The organism is Bifidobacterium subtile, from assembly GCF_000741775.1.
Classification (GTDB): domain Bacteria; phylum Actinomycetota; class Actinomycetes; order Actinomycetales; family Bifidobacteriaceae; genus Bifidobacterium; species Bifidobacterium subtile.
Genome location: NZ_JGZR01000007.1, coordinates 38,173 through 53,309 on the forward strand (window position 1 = coordinate 38,173; position 15,137 = coordinate 53,309).

The following is a 15,137-nucleotide window of genomic DNA, read 5'->3' on the forward strand; positions in this document are numbered from 1 at the left end:
CCGCGCCGCTTCGGGCACCCGGATGGCCTTTGGAGCGGTTGCGGGCGAATGGTGCTGTGCGCATATGGCTCATCCTCCTATCGTCACGTTGTCGTAGAAGCGCTCGATCTGGGTTTTGACGCCCGCGAGCTCATCCTCCTGCGGCACTTCGAAATACTCGACTTCGCGGCCGAGTTTGGCGTATTTGTTCATGCCGTAGGTGTGGTAGGGCAGCAGATCGATCTGCTCGATGGCGATGTCGTGGGTGCGCAGCCAGAGCATGGTGCGCTCGATGGTGTCCTTGTCCATGTTGATGCCCGGCAGCATGATCAGCCGCAGGACGATGCGGGCCTGGCGGCGCGAAAGCACTTCGAGATTGCGCAGCACCAGGTGGTTCGAGCCGCCCGTATGCTGCTTGTGCAGCGCATTGCTGATGAATTTGAGGTCGTAGAGGAAGAAATCGGCGTCATCGCAGATGTCTTCGACCATGCGCGTGGGGGCCACGCCGCAGGTGTCGATGCCGATGCTGATCTCCCGATCCGCAAGCCTGCGGACGAGTTCGAGGATGAAGCCGCGATCCTGGGAGAGCACTTCGCCGCCCGAAAGCGTGACGCCGCCGCCCGACTGGTCGTAGATCATCTCGTCCGCCGTGACGTCCTCGATCAGCTCGTCAACGGAATACTCGCGGCCTACCGCTTCGCGCACGCCGTTCTCGTCCACCATGATTTCGGGCGTGAACAGCTGGCTTTCGGGGTTATGGCACCATGCGCAGCGCAGCGGGCAGCCCTTGAAGAAGATCGTCGTGCGGATGCCGGGGCCGTCATGCGTCGAAAAGTGCTGGATATTGAAGATATTCGGTATCATGCGGCCCCTCCTTCCTGCGTTCCGGCTTTGTCGTCTCTGGGCGTGCGCCTTAAGAACGCCTTCATTCTAGAATGCGTTCTGTTTGTGCAAGATGATGGTTATGTTTCCGCAGTATTTCGACGGGTCGGGGGATGGTCGCCGGGCACGCCAATCCATGCGACACGCCCGGGTTAAGGTGCGCAAGGCGGCCGATAGCTTTCAGGATTGGCGGATTTTCAACGGTCGAAAATCGCTATTGCCCGACGTGTGTATGGGGCCTCGGGCGTGTCTCGCGAGGCGGCTGCCCGGCTGCTCGGCTAAACGGCGATGGCGGGCCAGATGAGGTCGGCCATGCGTTTGGCCCATTGGATGTTGTGCGACTGGTTGCCTGATGGCGACGGCAACGACGGCAATGCTGCCGCCGCCGCAGGTTGACGATTGCCGGAGGGCAGCGAGTCTTGTGCCATCGCATTTTCGCCATCCTCGCCACCGCGCAGCGACAGCGCCTGGCTGGCGATCATCGAGCCGATGATGGTGTTGAAGAGGAATGCGGCGTCAAGTCCGCCTCGCAGCACGCCGGCGCGTTCGCCGCGATGCAGGAAATCGGCGAAGCGGCGGCGTTCGGGGAGAATCGCCTGCTCGACGATGCGGTTGAAGTAGCGGTTGCGTGTGGAGAGCACCATGCCGACGGCTTCGATGCCGATCTGCGAGCTGAAATGCTGCACGATGCGTTCGAGCATGAGCTGCAGGTTCGGGCGTGTGGCGCTGAGCTCCGCCAGCTCTGGGGTGCGGCCGAATTCCAAGGTCTGCACTTGCCGAAGCATGTCCTCAGCGTTGCGGTATCGGCGGTAAATCGTGGTTTTGGCCACGCCACTGCGTTTCGCCACCTCCTCGATGCTGACCGCACCGATGCCCTGCGTGATGGCGATCTGCAAACATGCCTGCAGTATTTTGCGATCGGTTTCCGCGCGCATCCTCCTGCCGCGTCTGCCGGCAGTTGGAGCATCGGGGGCGGCAGCGTCCGTAGTCGGTCCGCCTGCTGCATGTGCCGAAACCGCTGATGCCATGCCGGACGCTGCGCTTGCTGCCGTATCGGCTGATGTCTTGGCAGCCTGGTCTGCCGTGTCCATCGTTGTGCCGGCTAACCTGTCGGGTAGCGTGGCGACTGTGTGAGCAGATACCGCGCGAGTGAATACTACGCCGGCTAACGCCGCGTCATTGCTGCGTTTCATGGTCTCTCCCTCTTCGACTTCTGAATTCTCAGATTGCAATACGCGCATATCTCACAGCACCTTCGTGCTGGCGGTCTGCCGCTCGACCCAACGATTGAAGCGCACCAGCGGTTTGCGCAGCAGCAATCCGACAGGCAACATTGCGGCGGCATATATCAATACGATGCCGAGCTGTTGGAACAGGTCGTTCATGTAGATGCCCGCGACGGCGGCACGCACGGCTTCGATTGCGTGGAAGGCTGGCAGGAAAGGACTCAGATTCTGAATGAATCCGGGCACGACCTGCAACGGATATGCGCCGCCGGTGCCGGAGACCTGCATGACGAGCACGATGACGACTATCGCCTTGCCGATGTTGCCGAAGCTCACCAGCAGGGTGTAGATGAAGAACATGAACACGAGGGAGCTCGTCCAGCCGCAGAGCATGAACAGCCATGGGTGCGCGGCATGCACGCGCAGGAACAGCAAGGTTCCGGCGCAGGAGAAGGTGCTTTGCGCCAGCGCGATCAGCGCGAAAATGCCGAAATGGCCAAGGAAAAGCTGATGCGGCTTGAGCCGCTGCGCCTTCGCGTCGTCCGCTGCGGTGCCGGGGGCGGCGGCGTGCATGCCTCGGCTGGCGTGGCTCGAATGCCCGGCGTCATATGCTGCATTATTATTGCCTGATTTGCTATCTTCGCCGTCCTGTGCTTCGCCTCGTTTACCTCCGTTGCCGCTACGCGCAGCATCCAGCAAAGCCTGCTGCCGCTGGCGCGACACTCCGGTTTTCAACATCATCACGGCAAGCAGCGCACCCACCCACAGCGGAATAATGGTGTAGAACGGCGTCATCGCGGTACCGAAATTCTCCACGGGGAACACGGCCTTGCGCTTCAGCTGCACCGGGGCGGCCAGCGCCGAAGCCAGCGTCGCGGGGTCCTGGCTGAGCAGCCGCCGCACGGCTTGCATGTCGCCGCTAGACAAGGCCGCGCTGAGCTTGCCACTGAATTCGGACAACGTCTTGCTCGTGCCGGTAAGCAGATCGGCCATCGAATCGAGCACCTTCTTGATGCTGTCCATGTCGGTATCGGCCGATGTGGCGGTGCTGTGCAGCGAGTCGACCGCGCCCTGCAACGCTCCGGAATTCGCGTCCAGCGTGGATGCCGCGTCGTTCAGGCTTGCGGCGATGCTGGCGATCTGCGGCTTGAGCGTGTCGTCCACATTGGCATTCAGGCTGTCGATGGTCGAAGAGGCTTGCGATGCCAACTGCTTGATTTGCTTACGCTGCTCGATGGCGTCAGCGCCTTTGGCATCCACATTGTTGGCTGCGTCATTCAGTGAATCGCGCAGCATAGTCAGTTGCTCGATGGTGGTTTGCAGGCCGCCTGCAACATGTGCAAGCTGGTCATGGGCCGGCGAGGATTCGGGCGTCGCATCGGCGAGCTGCTGCACGGCGCCGCGCAGTGCGCCGTACTGGTCGAGCTGCTGCTGCACGGCTGTGGCTTGCCGGCGCAGTCCGGCTGACACGTCGCTTGCGCTCGCCGGCGCGCTTGCAAAGGTCTTGTCGATGGAATCGTTGACCGCATTGAAGCTGGAGCCGCTGGCCGATAAGGCTCCGGATAGCGTTGCCGCGCTCGCCGACAGCGCCGAGCCAATATCACCGACCGAGTTTCGAGCCTTTTTGAGCTGACTGCCAGCCTTGGAGGCGCTGCTCGAGGTGGCGGCAAGCAATTGGTCGGAGCTGGTGAGCAGTGATCCCGAGGCATCGAGCATCGCGCGGTAGGCGTGCAGCATGGAGGCCGTGTCGTTCAGCTGATTGGCGAGATCGGTCACATTGCCGCTGAAATTCCCGAGCCGCTGCTGGGCCTGCGGCTCGTCAAGCTGCTTGATGACGGTTCTGGCGAGGCGCAGCGCCGTGCCGGTCAGCGTCGTTGAGAAGGTCGTATTGACTTCGGCCGCGATCTGGTCGGCGCCTTCCCCGGTGAGTTTCGGCGCGACCGCGTTGAGCTTCTCGTTGGTGACATAGGTGAGTTTGGGATGCTTGGCGCCCGGCGAGAAGAAGGTCAGCATGGTGGCGCTGAAATCCTTCGGGATGATGACCGCCGCGTAGTATTTGCCGGATTTCGTGCCGTTGATGGCCTCATCCTTGCTGGTGAATGCCCAGTCAAGCTCCGTGTTGGTCCGCAGCTCGCTCACGACCTGGTCACCGACGTTCACGGTTATCGGCAGATTGTCGCTCGAATAGCCCGCGTCGGTGTTCGCGATGGCGACTTTGAGGCTTTTCGTGTTGCCGAAGGGATCCCAGCTGGCCGCGATGTTAAACCAGGCGAACAGGCCCGGAATCATTACGAGCCCGACGGTGATCACGATGGTCACGACGGTGCTGAGCAGGTGGCGCACGTCGTCGACGAACAACTTCCATATCATGGTCATGCCGTGTGCCCCCTTTCGTCGTAGGTCGGGTTGTGGTGTGGGTCGTGGATCGGGTCGAAATGTGGGCTGGTGGTGTCGGCTGGGTTGACTTTGCTTGGGCTATTGGCGCCGTGGCTGTCAGAATTTTCGGCTTCATCACTGCCGGCAGTGTCGGTGTCGCGCTTGGCGTTGTGACGGTTATCGCGCGGTGCGGCATCGTGCAGCGCGGGCAGTTGCTGGGTTTGCTCGATGTCGCTGCTGCTGCCGCTGTTTCCGCCGCTGTCAGCCGCGCCGATTCCATTCGCTTCGCCCGAAATGAGCATTGCAGCCGTGGCGATATCGCCGACAAGACCAGCGCTGTTGTCAGCAGTATCGGCAAAGTCGCTTGTGTCGCCGCTGCCGCTGCTGCCAATGCCGCTGCCAACATCATCGTGGCCCGTATCGGTATGTCCACTGCGATGTGCGTCTGTGCCAGCACTTGCATCCGTGCCACCACCCCGCGCATGCGTCCCGTAATGCCACCTCGACGCAGCGTATTCGCGCACGATGCCCCGCACGCGCTCGTTGCTGAGCGTGCCCAGCCGCAGCTGGCGTTCGAGGCTGTCGCGCATGAGTTCGATGGCCATCAGGAATTGCACGATGAGTAGCAAATAAATCAGCCAAGCGGCCAGCGCGACGAGTTTCGTGCCGGTGGTCAGCGAGAAGGTCACAGCCAGCACCAAAGGAACCACTAGCCCGGCGACCAATGCGCCGTGGCGAAGCCGAGGATAGAGCTCGGCGAACCGGGCGGCCTTGCGCTCGATCATCGCGCGGTACTCGGCCTTGTCGGCCAGCACGCCGATGGCCTGCGAAAGCCGGTATTCGCGGCCGTGAGACATCACCGGCTCGCTCACGATCATGTCGCTTTGCGCGATTTCCTTCGCCGCAAGCCGGTTGAGCGTGATCAGATGCGGGCGAGCCACCAAGCCGAGCAGGAAGGCCGCGACGGCGAACAGCAGCAGACGGAAGATATCGGCCGCCCAATGCCCGTCGTAGAAGCCGCCGATCGTCTCGCGCTGCGCGTTGACGGCGTGCGTGAAGGGGAGGAATGGGCTCATGGCCCGGAAGAATCCGGGCAGCAGTTCGATCGGGTACATGCCCGAGGAACCGGGTATCTGCACCATCACGAGCACGATCCACAGCACTTTGCCGATATGCATGAACGAGACCGACAGCGCGTATGCGATGCTTATGTACACCAGCGAGGTGATAAGGCTCGTGACGACGAAGGCGAAGGGGTTCACGCTCTGCACGCCGATGATGAGATTGCCGATTGCCGTCACCAGCCCTTGCATCGCGGCGACCAGCGCCAGCAGCATCCAGCGGCCCCAGTAGCGCTGATTCAGCGTCGGCCTGCGTTCGCCGAGACCTTCGTCGTCGACTTCGAGCTTGATAAGCAGCACGAGCATGAACGCCCCGACCCACAGCGACAGGCTTGTGAACAGCGGGGCCATGCCTGAACCGTAGGAGTTGACCGGGTAGACGATCTGCGTGTCGAGCAGGGTGGGGGAGAGCATGAACGAGGCGATGGCGCCGGCGTCGAGCCGGCCGTTGGAGTCGAGCGCGTTCGTGCCGTTCGCGCCGCCGAGTCCGGCATCATTGAGTACGTCGGCGAGCAGATTCGAGCTGTCGAGGGTTCCGAGGTCGACAATCAGCGTATCGAGCCGCGTCGAAAGGCCGCCCAGCCCGGCGTCCGTATCTGCCAGCGAGGAGTCGGCGGTGGAGATCGCCTGATCGAGCTGATTGAGCACCACATTCGCCTGCGCGATCAGTGCGCCTTGGGTGCTTAAGCCCGTTCCCAAATCGTTGGCGGAGCCGGCCAGCGAGGTCAGCGAATTGTTTAGATTCGGCAGCGTGCCGGATACCAAACTGCTGCGCGCCTTGCCGAAATCGTTCAACATGGTCTGCGTGGCGGCATCCAGGCTTTTCGAGGCGTCGGCGGTGTTTGTGACGGTATTGCCGGTGTCCGTATTGAGCTGCGATAGGCCTTTGATGGAATTGCTCAGCGCCGTGTTCTGCTCCTGCAATTTGGCGATGATATCGTCCGCGCCCTGCACGCCCGAGTCGTTCTGCAGCTGCTTGAGATCGGCGATGAGCTGCGCATTGCTCTTGTTCAGAGTCGTGGCGGTGTCAAGCGCCGAAGCGACCTTGCCGTTCGCCTGGGTGAGCTGCGCGGCAAGCGAGGAAACCGTGAGACTGGTCTGCCCGCTGGCCTGCGCGAGTAGCGACGAACTCTGATCGAGACCTGTGGACGATGAGGCGAGCAATCCGCCGACATTGTTTTGCGTTTCGCCGATGAGTTTCGACGCGTTCTGCAGGCTGGTTCCGGCCTGTTTGCCCGCCGAGTCGGCCGATTGCAGTGCCGCGCGTGCGTTCTGGGTCTGCTGCGGGGCTGCGGCGAGCGTGGCGCGCAGATGAGCGATGACGGCTCTGATGTCGGTTATGTCCTGTTTGGCGGTGCGCAGGTCGCGCAGCGTCTGGTTCGTCGTGCTGTCGGTCTGCGCGTTGATGGCGCTGGCCGCATTGTTCGTCGCCGAGGATATGGCCTTGCTGACCGCTGACACGAAGGCGTCGTTGACTTGCCGGTCGACGGTGTTCGCGCCGGTGTCGGTGATTTTCGTCGCGATGCCGTTCTTTTTCTCGTTGACGTAGTATTCGAGCGTTGGGCGCGTTGATGCCGCACGTGATTTTGTTTTCGACGGTGAGTCTGTTTTCGCCTGCGATCCCGGCTTTGCGGCGGATGCTGTGGCTGACTCCGTGGCTGCACCTGTCGTGATGTCGCTGATCTGCCTGCTGAAATCCTTCGGGATGATGATCGCCGCGTAGCTGTCGCCCGAATAAACCTGGCGCATGGCCTCAGGCTGGCTCACGAAGCGCCATCCGAGCGTGTTGTCGGTTTTGAGCTGGCTGACGATCTGATCGCCAAGCTCGATGCGCCCCATCACATCGTTGTCCGCGCCCTGATCCTCGTTCGCCACCGCTACATGGATGCCGTGCGTGTTGCCGTACGGATTCCAGAACCCGATGATGTTGAACCAGGCATACAGCGGCGGCAGAAATACGAGTCCGAATAGAATCACCCACGCCGCTGGCACGCGCAGCAGCCGCATGAGGTCACGGCGGAAAATGGCGAAGGCATTGCTCATGCTGGGTGCGTGGTCCTTTCGTAGGGAGCTGGGGGGTGTTAGGGGCGGTTGCGCGGGTCGCGCACGCCGTGTTGCGTGGTTGTGGCGCGGTGGCTGGTCACGTGATTTGGTTATAAGGTCGGTCTGGTCAGCCGCGGCTGTTGCCGATTCGGCTGGCTGACTGTGTCATTCTATAACGATACGGATAACGTAGCGCTACGAATCTAGTAGCGTAATGGAACTTTTCGACAAATTACGACAAAGATGACGCTGTCGGCTCAATAAGAGGCTGGTGCAATGGCCGAAGTCGTGAATCGTTCGGCTGCGGCGCATGTATCTCGCTTATGTGTGGCGCTATTGGGGTGCTGCCCAGGTCTATCTGCGTTGTGTGAGGCGCTATTTTCTGGAGCGTCGAGTATCGGACGGTGCGGAACCGCCGTTTTCGGCCAGCGATACTTAGGATGCCACAGGATTAGCGCCTCACATAACGCAGATAGACCTCCGTAAGGTCAAGTTAACGCCTCACATAACGAAGATAGGCTCATGTGAGAGGAGTCGCGCCCTGCAAGAACGATTCGTGTGGATGGTAGCGCGGCCGTGTTCGCTGAGGGCCTGAGCGATTGCTGGGCGGCGCATGCCGGTATATCCTAGGTCTGTAAATATACCCCCATAGGGTATACTAAGGGATATGGAAGCGCAAAGTATAAAGCGCTGAAACTGTTCGCTTGGCATATGCGAGCTTATGAACACGGAACTGTGAACGTGAATATGTGGCAGACGCTCACACGGCAGGATGCTTATGCGATGGTGTGTTTGCGTGCTTGCGCGACGGAAGATAGAGGAGGAACGATGACACCGATAATGGGAATAATTGCGGTGGTGGCTGTGGCAGCGCTGCTCACCGTGGCGATTGTGTGGCTGTTGTTGCTGCCACGCAAGGATGCGCCGGCGACGCAGGCGGGTGTGGGCGACGGCGGCGTGCAGCAGATCGATGTGGTGGTCAAGGGCGGGTATTCACCTTCGACGATCGCCGTGCGTGCAGGTACTCCGGTGCGGCTGATGTTCGACCGGCGCGAAAGCGGCGAATGCTCCTCGCATGTGGTCTTCTCGGATTTCGGCATCGACAGGACGCTACCGGCCTTCGAAACGACGCCGGTCGAATTCACGCCCGAGCATCCGGGCGAGTACGAGTTCGCCTGCGGCATGAACATGCTGCACGGCAAGCTCATCGTGCGCGATGCTGACGAGACCGATGACGATGAGCGTACAGAGGAGGTTCGTGGAAGTCATAATGGCCGGATCCAGGATGGCCGCGAATCGCAAAGCGATCAGCATGTGGATATGACTATGGACATGCACGACATGCATATGGGGCACGATGATCAGCATATGGGTCATACGGCTATGGACCATGTTCATCATGGCGAACATGAATGTGCCTGTCATATGTCTGAGGCTGGTAACGCCTCTGTCGATTCCGAATCTGACGAGCATTCCGACGGCGATTGCCATGATAATGATGATAATGGCAAAGCTCGGGGAGTCGTTGAAGCGCGCGGCGACCAGCATATGGATATGAGCCACGTCCATCATGGTGAGGACGAATGCGCGTGCTGTGTCTCCAAGGCTGGGGACGCCTCTGCATCCGCCGATTCTGGCGGCCATGCAGATGCTGTCTCGCATACTCGAACTGAAGCTTCAAATATGCGTTCCGGCAGCGGATCAGATGCTGTGGTCGGTGCGTCCGATTCGTCTGATTCAGATCGTATATCCGATACGTCCAGTGCATCCGACTCTAAATCGGCTTCCTCGCCCGACGAGCAGGATCGCTCCGACGCCGCGCGTCGCACGGAGATTCGTGATTTATGGCGCAGGCTGATCGTCGCCGTCGTGCTGACGCTGCCGGTGTTCGTCGCCACGATGTTCATGGTGTTCCACATGAGTCCGTGGATTCAGCTCGTGCTCATCACCCCGGTGATGTTCTACTCAGGCTGGCCGATTCACCGCACCGGCTGGACTTCGCTGCTCCACCGCTCGCCCGAAATGAACTCATTGGTGGCGCTCGGCACCGCGGCCTCCTACCTGTTCAGCGTGGTCGTGACCGTTGCGCCGCATCTGTTGCCAGTAGGTTCGCGCGAGCCGTACTTCGAGGCGGTCGGCACGATTATCGCGCTGATGCTCGTCGGGCAGCTGCTTGAGGCCAAGGCTCGGCTGGGCACGGGCGAGGCGATTCGAGGACTGATCGGGCTCAAGCCTAAGACCGCGCGGATTGTTGATCGGAATGTGCTCGAGGCGGCGCAATCTGGGCAATCGATGCAATCCATGCAGCCAGCGGAATCCGAAGAGCACTCCGATATTGCTAACTCGGGCAACGCGCAGCACAACGACCACAGCATTCATGCAGATTATGCCGGGTATGCCGCCGCCGGTGAGGAATCGCCTTCGCTGCCCAAGTCCGTCATCGAATCGACGCAAACGCAAGACATCTCTGTCGATGACGTGCGCGTGGGCGATATCGTCGTCATCCGGCCGGGAGAGAAGCTGCCGGTCGACGGCATCGTAGTCGCAGGGGAGTCCGCCATCGACGAATCGATGGTGACCGGTGAGCCGCTGCCCGTGCGCAAAACGGTTGGCGATGCCGTGACCGGCGCGACGGTCAACGGCTCGGGAAGCCTGCGATTCCGAGCAACTAAGGTTGGTGCCGACACGATGCTCTCGCAGATCATCGAACTGGTGCGCCGCGCGCAGACCTCCAAGGCGCCGATCCAGCGCATGGCCGACCGCATCGCGAGATACTTCGTGCCAGCGGTCTTCCTCATCGCCATCTGGACCTTCGTGGCCTGGTGGGCGTTCGGCCCGGCTCCGCAAGGGGTCCATGCCCTGGTCGCCGCGGTCTCGGTGCTGGTTATCGCCTGCCCCTGCGCACTCGGCATCGCCACGCCGCTTTCGGTGACCATCGGCACTGGCAAGGCTGCGCAGAACGGCGTCCTGATCCGTTCGGCGCAGGCGCTCGAAACCATGCACAAAGTCGACACGATCATCCTCGACAAGACTGGAACCATCACCGCTGGCCAGCCGAGCCTGACCGATATCGAAGTTATTGCAGGGCGGGGCGAAGAAGACGCCAACGAGCTTTCCGAATCCGAAACGAGTCAGGTTGCCGCCGCTGCCGCAGCAGGGTCTTCTGCGTCGGGTGCTTCGCATCCCGTAGCCAATGCCACGTCCATGCCCGAACATTCCGGTGACGACACTGCGGAAAACATCGACGATGCTTTGCGCAACCGGCTCCTCGCCTTGGCCGCCAGCGCCGAGCAATCGTCGGAGCATCCGCTCGCCCAGGCCATCGTGCACGGCGCTCGCGATCGTCAGCTGACATTGCTGCACGCCGAATCCTTCTCATCGGATGCGGGCGGCGGCGTTTCGGCGCGCATTGACGATCACGAGATCATGGTCGGGAACGCCGACTATCTGCGGCATGCAAATGTCGATAATGTAGCCGCAGCCGAGCAAGCTGCCACTCGTTTTGCCGCAGAAGGCGCGACGCCGGTGCTGCTCGCAGTCGATGGCCGACTCGCTGCGGTGTTGGCCGTCGCCGACGCGATCAAGCCAGGTTCGGCTGGGGCCATAGCGGCGCTGCAGCAGCGCGGACTCGACGTGGTGATGGTGACCGGCGACAACGAGATCACCGCGCAGGCCGTCGCCCGTCAGGTCGGCATCGAGCAGGTCGAGGCGGGCGTGAAGCCCCAGGATAAAGGCAGCGTCGTGACCCGTCTTAAGGCGCAAGGCCACAAGGTCGCGATGGTCGGCGACGGTATCAACGACGCGCCTGCGCTTGCCGCAGCGGACGTGGGCATTGCCATCGGCACCGGAACTGATATCGCCATCGAATCCTCGGATATCACGCTGATTTCCGGCGAACTGGGCGGACTCGTGACTGCCTACGACCTGTCGAAGGCCACGATGCGCAACATCGTGGAGAATCTCTGGTTCGCCTTCGGCTACAACGGTTTGGGCATCCCGGTCGCCGCCGGCGTGCTGTATCCGTTCACGGGGCTGCTGCTCAACCCGATGATCGCCGGGGCCGCCATGGCTTTCTCCTCTCTCTCGGTCGTCATCAACGCCAACCGGCTGCGTGGCTTCCGCCCGGCCAGAATTGGGCAGCAGCGTGCGGCTTCGGACTCTGATTCGGGTTCGGGCGTAGCTTCGGGCGAACAACCGGAGCACTATTCCGCTGCTGGCACGAATTCCCGTGAGGTGCGGCAGCATGAAATGCAGCACCATCACGAGATGCATCATCACGATGCGCCGGGAATCGCTACAATAACCAATGCGGCAAACGAATCAGCCCCCGTTTCAGCCGGTACGCCAGCCGGCGAAGCGACTGATCGCGCCGAGAAAGAAGCAAACGACATGTCCATATTCCACAGGCATGAGCACCACGACCATGCCGATACTGCCGCAGCCCAAGGCCAAGCTGTTGCCGTTGAACAGCACGAGTGCCATTGTCAACATATGGAGGCCGACTCGGATGACGGACATGCTGCACATCATATGAAACATATGGATATGGACCATATGCATCACGACGCCGCCTGCTGCCACGCCGACTTATCCGACTTATCCGGTTCAACCGACTCGTCTGGCTCGCTCGCTGCGGGCCATCGCCACGGCACCATGACCATGAATAGCAAGCATTGCGCATGCTGCGGCCCGGATGATGCCGATTCGGCACCTGCAGCTCAGAAATCCCAGCTGTCGCCGACGCTGGAACAGTCCCAACCGGCCCAATCGACTGAATCGTCCGAAAACCTGCCGTCCGTTGGCTCCAAGCCCCAAACTGAGGCGCCTGCAAAGGTCACCGACCCGGTCTGCGGCATGACCATCGACCCTGCCGACGCCTCCGACACGCGCGACTACAACGGCACGACCTACTACTTCTGCAACCCAGGCTGCGCCGCGAGCTTCGATAAGGATCCGGCCAGCTTCGCCAGTGCCAGCTGAAGACAGATAGCTGCATATGAAGCGCGAGATTGGCACCATAATGCCGATTCCGCGCTTTTCATATCTCAGACGGTACTATTGGCATAAGTTGAGTGGCATGAGTTGAGTGGTACAAAGCAGTCCAGATTCGTATCGGAGGTAGGCAAAGCGTATGGAACACGATATGTATGATGGTCGCGCAGACCAGCCGGAGCGTAGCGTATTCGTATCGGATGGCGACGGACCGATGCCGAAGAACCTATCCGCTCGCGAGAAACCGATCCCATCTCCCGCCGAGTCGTCCGCTGTCCATGTGCCATCCAATCCGACGCTGGCAAAGATGGCGCGATTGACCCGTGATGTGGCATACAAAACCGGTGCCGACCACTTGGTGATGGACATTATCGCGCCGCAATCGTTCGGCGAGGACGACAAGCGGCGATACCCGGCCGTGGTGTTCGTGCAAGGCAGCGCATGGACCACGCCGGACCGCGACACGGAGATTGCGCAGCTCTCCCAACTGGCTCGCGAGGGGGTTGTGGTCACCACGGTGAATCATCGCGACGCCTCGCGCAACCCGAAATATGTGTTCCCGGCGTATCTCGAAGACGCGAAGTCGGCGGTGCGCTTCCTGCGCACCAATGCCGACGAGTGGCAGATTGACGCCGACCGCATTGGCATCTGGGGCACATCCTCGGGCGGCAACACCGCGCTGCTCATCGGGTTGACTGCCGACGATCCGCGCTATGAGGATGGCACGAATTCCGGTGTGAGCGATGCGGTCGACTACGTGGTCGCCTGCTTCCCTCCCACCGACCTAATCGAGGCGGTTGAAGCGTTCGGGCATGAAGACAACGAATTTCGGCTGTATTACACAGGCCCGCTGGCAGCCGTGCTCGGTGCCACGCCGCAGACGGGAATCACCGACGAAGTGCGCCAGCGGGCGGCGGATATGAGCCCGTATCTACAAGTAAATCCGGGGCGGCGCTACCCTCCCATGCTCTTGTTGCATGGCACCGGCGACCGCGTGGTGCCATACCAGCAGTCGGTCAAGATGTGCGACAGGCTGGTTGAGAATGGCAATGACGCGCGTCTTGTGCTGGTCGACGGCGCTGATCACGAGCACGACTTCTGGAGCCAGCGCGTGCTCGACATCATCAGCGATTTCATAGCGGAGCACAGTAATACGCCGAAGTGATGCGACGGTGCGGCATGCCGCAGCGTTTCGCGATGTGATCAGCTATGTGAAATCGATGAGATTTATGGCTGATGCCAGCTGTTGACTCAATCTTTCTTGACGGACTGGTCGACCAGAACGAGACCGTTGACCGGGGTGGATGTGCCTTGCCGGCAAGGCAATAGCCATGGCGGTACGGTTGATCGCGTTTTTCGCCGGCCAGTAAAACGGATGCGTAGGTTTCATTTGGCCTTCGTGTAGAATCGGATCATGACGACGAGCATGGGGCGGCCGCGAATCGAATCGCTGATTGATGCCGTGCTCGGCGCACGACCGGGCACGGAGCTGTTTCGGTATGAGCATTTGTCGCTTGCGCTGGGCCTGCTGCTGGATGATGGGCGCGCGATCGTGGTGAAGGTCCGGCCGTACGAGCGCAGGCATGCGGCGTGCTCCGACGTGCAGCGCGTCTTGTATGCCGCCGGATTCCCTTGCCCGGAGCTGCTTGCCGGGCCGATCGAATCTGATGATTCCGCAGTGCTTCCGCCTGAGACGCCTGAGGCATACTCTTCGGCGCCTTGCGTGGCGCGTTCATCCTCCGCTGCGTCTTGGTCGGTATCCATGGAGCGGTACGTTGAACCGCCGGCTGGCGACGCTCGGGGATTCGCGCCGAAAGCTCGATTGTCGGGCGAGGCCTTATGCCGACTGATGAGCTTGGCCTCGCATGCCAATGCCAGCGCGATGCCGAGCTTAGCGCCGCCTCCCGCATGGCTTGCTTGGAATCATCCAGAACCCGGCTTCTGGCCGGCGCCGGATGATGGCGACGAGGATCTTAACGCCATCGACGCGCCGGATTGGCTCAATGAGGCAGCACACCACGTTCGAGAGGTTTTGCAATCCGCGAGCGCGAGGCCGGTGATCGGTCACGGCGATTGGGAGTCGCAGAACGTGTTTTGGGGGGAGGGCCGTCTTGCCGTCGTCCACGACTGGGACAGCATAGTGGCATTGCCCGAGCCGGCAATCGTCGGGGCTGCGGCAGGCGTCTTCGCTGTGAAAGGGAGCGAGCCGAGCTGGCCGACGCTGAAGGATTCCCAAGATTTCCTCGCTGGATATCTCGCCTCCCGCGGCTGCGATCGAGTAGGATCCGGCAGCGCGATGAATGCCGAATGGGCCAAGGAGTATGACCGTATCTTCTGGGCCGCCGGCCTGTGGGTGCATTGCTTCAACGCGCAAAAGGCCTTGGCGCGCGGCGCCTCTGCCGCAGACCTTGAGCGTACGAGGCTGCTCATCCGGGAACGATTGGCGTTGACTGGCTCGCAAGATGCCATGAGAGCCCAGTTCTAACCGAGTTGCGCGATCTGCATCGCCCGTTGCTTG

General features: G+C 61.3%; 7 protein-coding genes. 3 read left to right on the top strand and 4 right to left on the bottom strand.

What is annotated here, in order from left to right:
• Window positions 1-69: 69 nt before the first annotated feature.
• The 4 genes from BISU_RS07185 to BISU_RS07200 form a co-directional block, all read right to left on the bottom strand.
• Window positions 70-843 carry a radical SAM protein gene (locus tag BISU_RS07185; RefSeq protein ID WP_024464144.1) on the bottom strand — a complete coding sequence of 258 codons (774 nt, stop codon included), beginning with the start codon at window positions 841-843 and terminating at the stop codon, window positions 70-72.
• Between the two features lie 296 nt (window positions 844-1,139).
• Window positions 1,140-2,054 (bottom strand): TetR/AcrR family transcriptional regulator, encoded by a 915-nt coding sequence (locus BISU_RS07190; RefSeq protein ID WP_161787736.1) that lies wholly within the window; start codon window positions 2,052-2,054, stop codon window positions 1,140-1,142.
• Between the two features lie 51 nt (window positions 2,055-2,105).
• Window positions 2,106-4,463, bottom strand: coding sequence for a YhgE/Pip domain-containing protein (locus BISU_RS07195; RefSeq protein WP_024464142.1), 2,358 nt, complete (start codon window positions 4,461-4,463; stop codon window positions 2,106-2,108).
• On the bottom strand, window positions 4,460-7,627 hold the full coding sequence (locus BISU_RS07200; RefSeq protein WP_024464141.1) for a YhgE/Pip domain-containing protein: 3,168 nt from the start codon (window positions 7,625-7,627) through the stop codon (window positions 4,460-4,462). Before BISU_RS07200 ends, BISU_RS07195 begins: the two co-directional genes overlap by 4 nt.
• 828 nt (window positions 7,628-8,455) lie before the next feature.
• On the opposite strand from BISU_RS07200, the gene BISU_RS12810 reads away from it, so the two are divergent.
• The 3 genes from BISU_RS12810 (at window position 8,456) to BISU_RS07215 (ending at window position 15,104) form a co-directional block, all read left to right on the top strand.
• Complete coding sequence (locus tag BISU_RS12810) at window positions 8,456-12,607, top strand: HAD-IC family P-type ATPase (protein WP_152599119.1); 4,152 nt, start codon at window positions 8,456-8,458, stop codon at window positions 12,605-12,607.
• A gap of 226 nt (window positions 12,608-12,833) precedes the next feature.
• Window positions 12,834-13,784 (top strand): alpha/beta hydrolase, encoded by a 951-nt coding sequence (locus BISU_RS07210; protein ID WP_051246240.1) that lies wholly within the window; start codon window positions 12,834-12,836, stop codon window positions 13,782-13,784.
• A 249-nt stretch (window positions 13,785-14,033) separates the two neighbouring features.
• The gene (locus tag BISU_RS07215) at window positions 14,034-15,104 is read left to right on the top strand and encodes a phosphotransferase (RefSeq protein WP_024464138.1); all 1,071 of its coding nucleotides are present in this window, start codon (window positions 14,034-14,036) and stop codon (window positions 15,102-15,104) included.
• Window positions 15,105-15,137: the final 33 nt, after the last annotated feature.

What these genes read in the sequence shown, in the direction of transcription:
- BISU_RS07215 (WP_024464138.1), top strand. Translation starts at nt 14,034, where the DNA reads ATGACGACGAGCATGGGGCGGCCGCGAATCGAATCGCTGATTGATGCC.
- BISU_RS07190 (WP_161787736.1), bottom strand. Translation starts at nt 2,054, where the DNA reads ATGAAACGCAGCAATGACGCGGCGTTAGCCGGCGTAGTATTCACTCGC.
- BISU_RS07200 (WP_024464141.1), bottom strand. Translation starts at nt 7,627, where the DNA reads ATGAGCAATGCCTTCGCCATTTTCCGCCGTGACCTCATGCGGCTGCTG.
- BISU_RS12810 (WP_152599119.1), top strand. Translation starts at nt 8,456, where the DNA reads ATGACACCGATAATGGGAATAATTGCGGTGGTGGCTGTGGCAGCGCTG.
- BISU_RS07185 (WP_024464144.1), bottom strand. Translation starts at nt 843, where the DNA reads ATGATACCGAATATCTTCAATATCCAGCACTTTTCGACGCATGACGGC.
- BISU_RS07195 (WP_024464142.1), bottom strand. Translation starts at nt 4,463, where the DNA reads ATGACCATGATATGGAAGTTGTTCGTCGACGACGTGCGCCACCTGCTC.
- BISU_RS07210 (WP_051246240.1), top strand. Translation starts at nt 12,834, where the DNA reads ATGCCGAAGAACCTATCCGCTCGCGAGAAACCGATCCCATCTCCCGCC.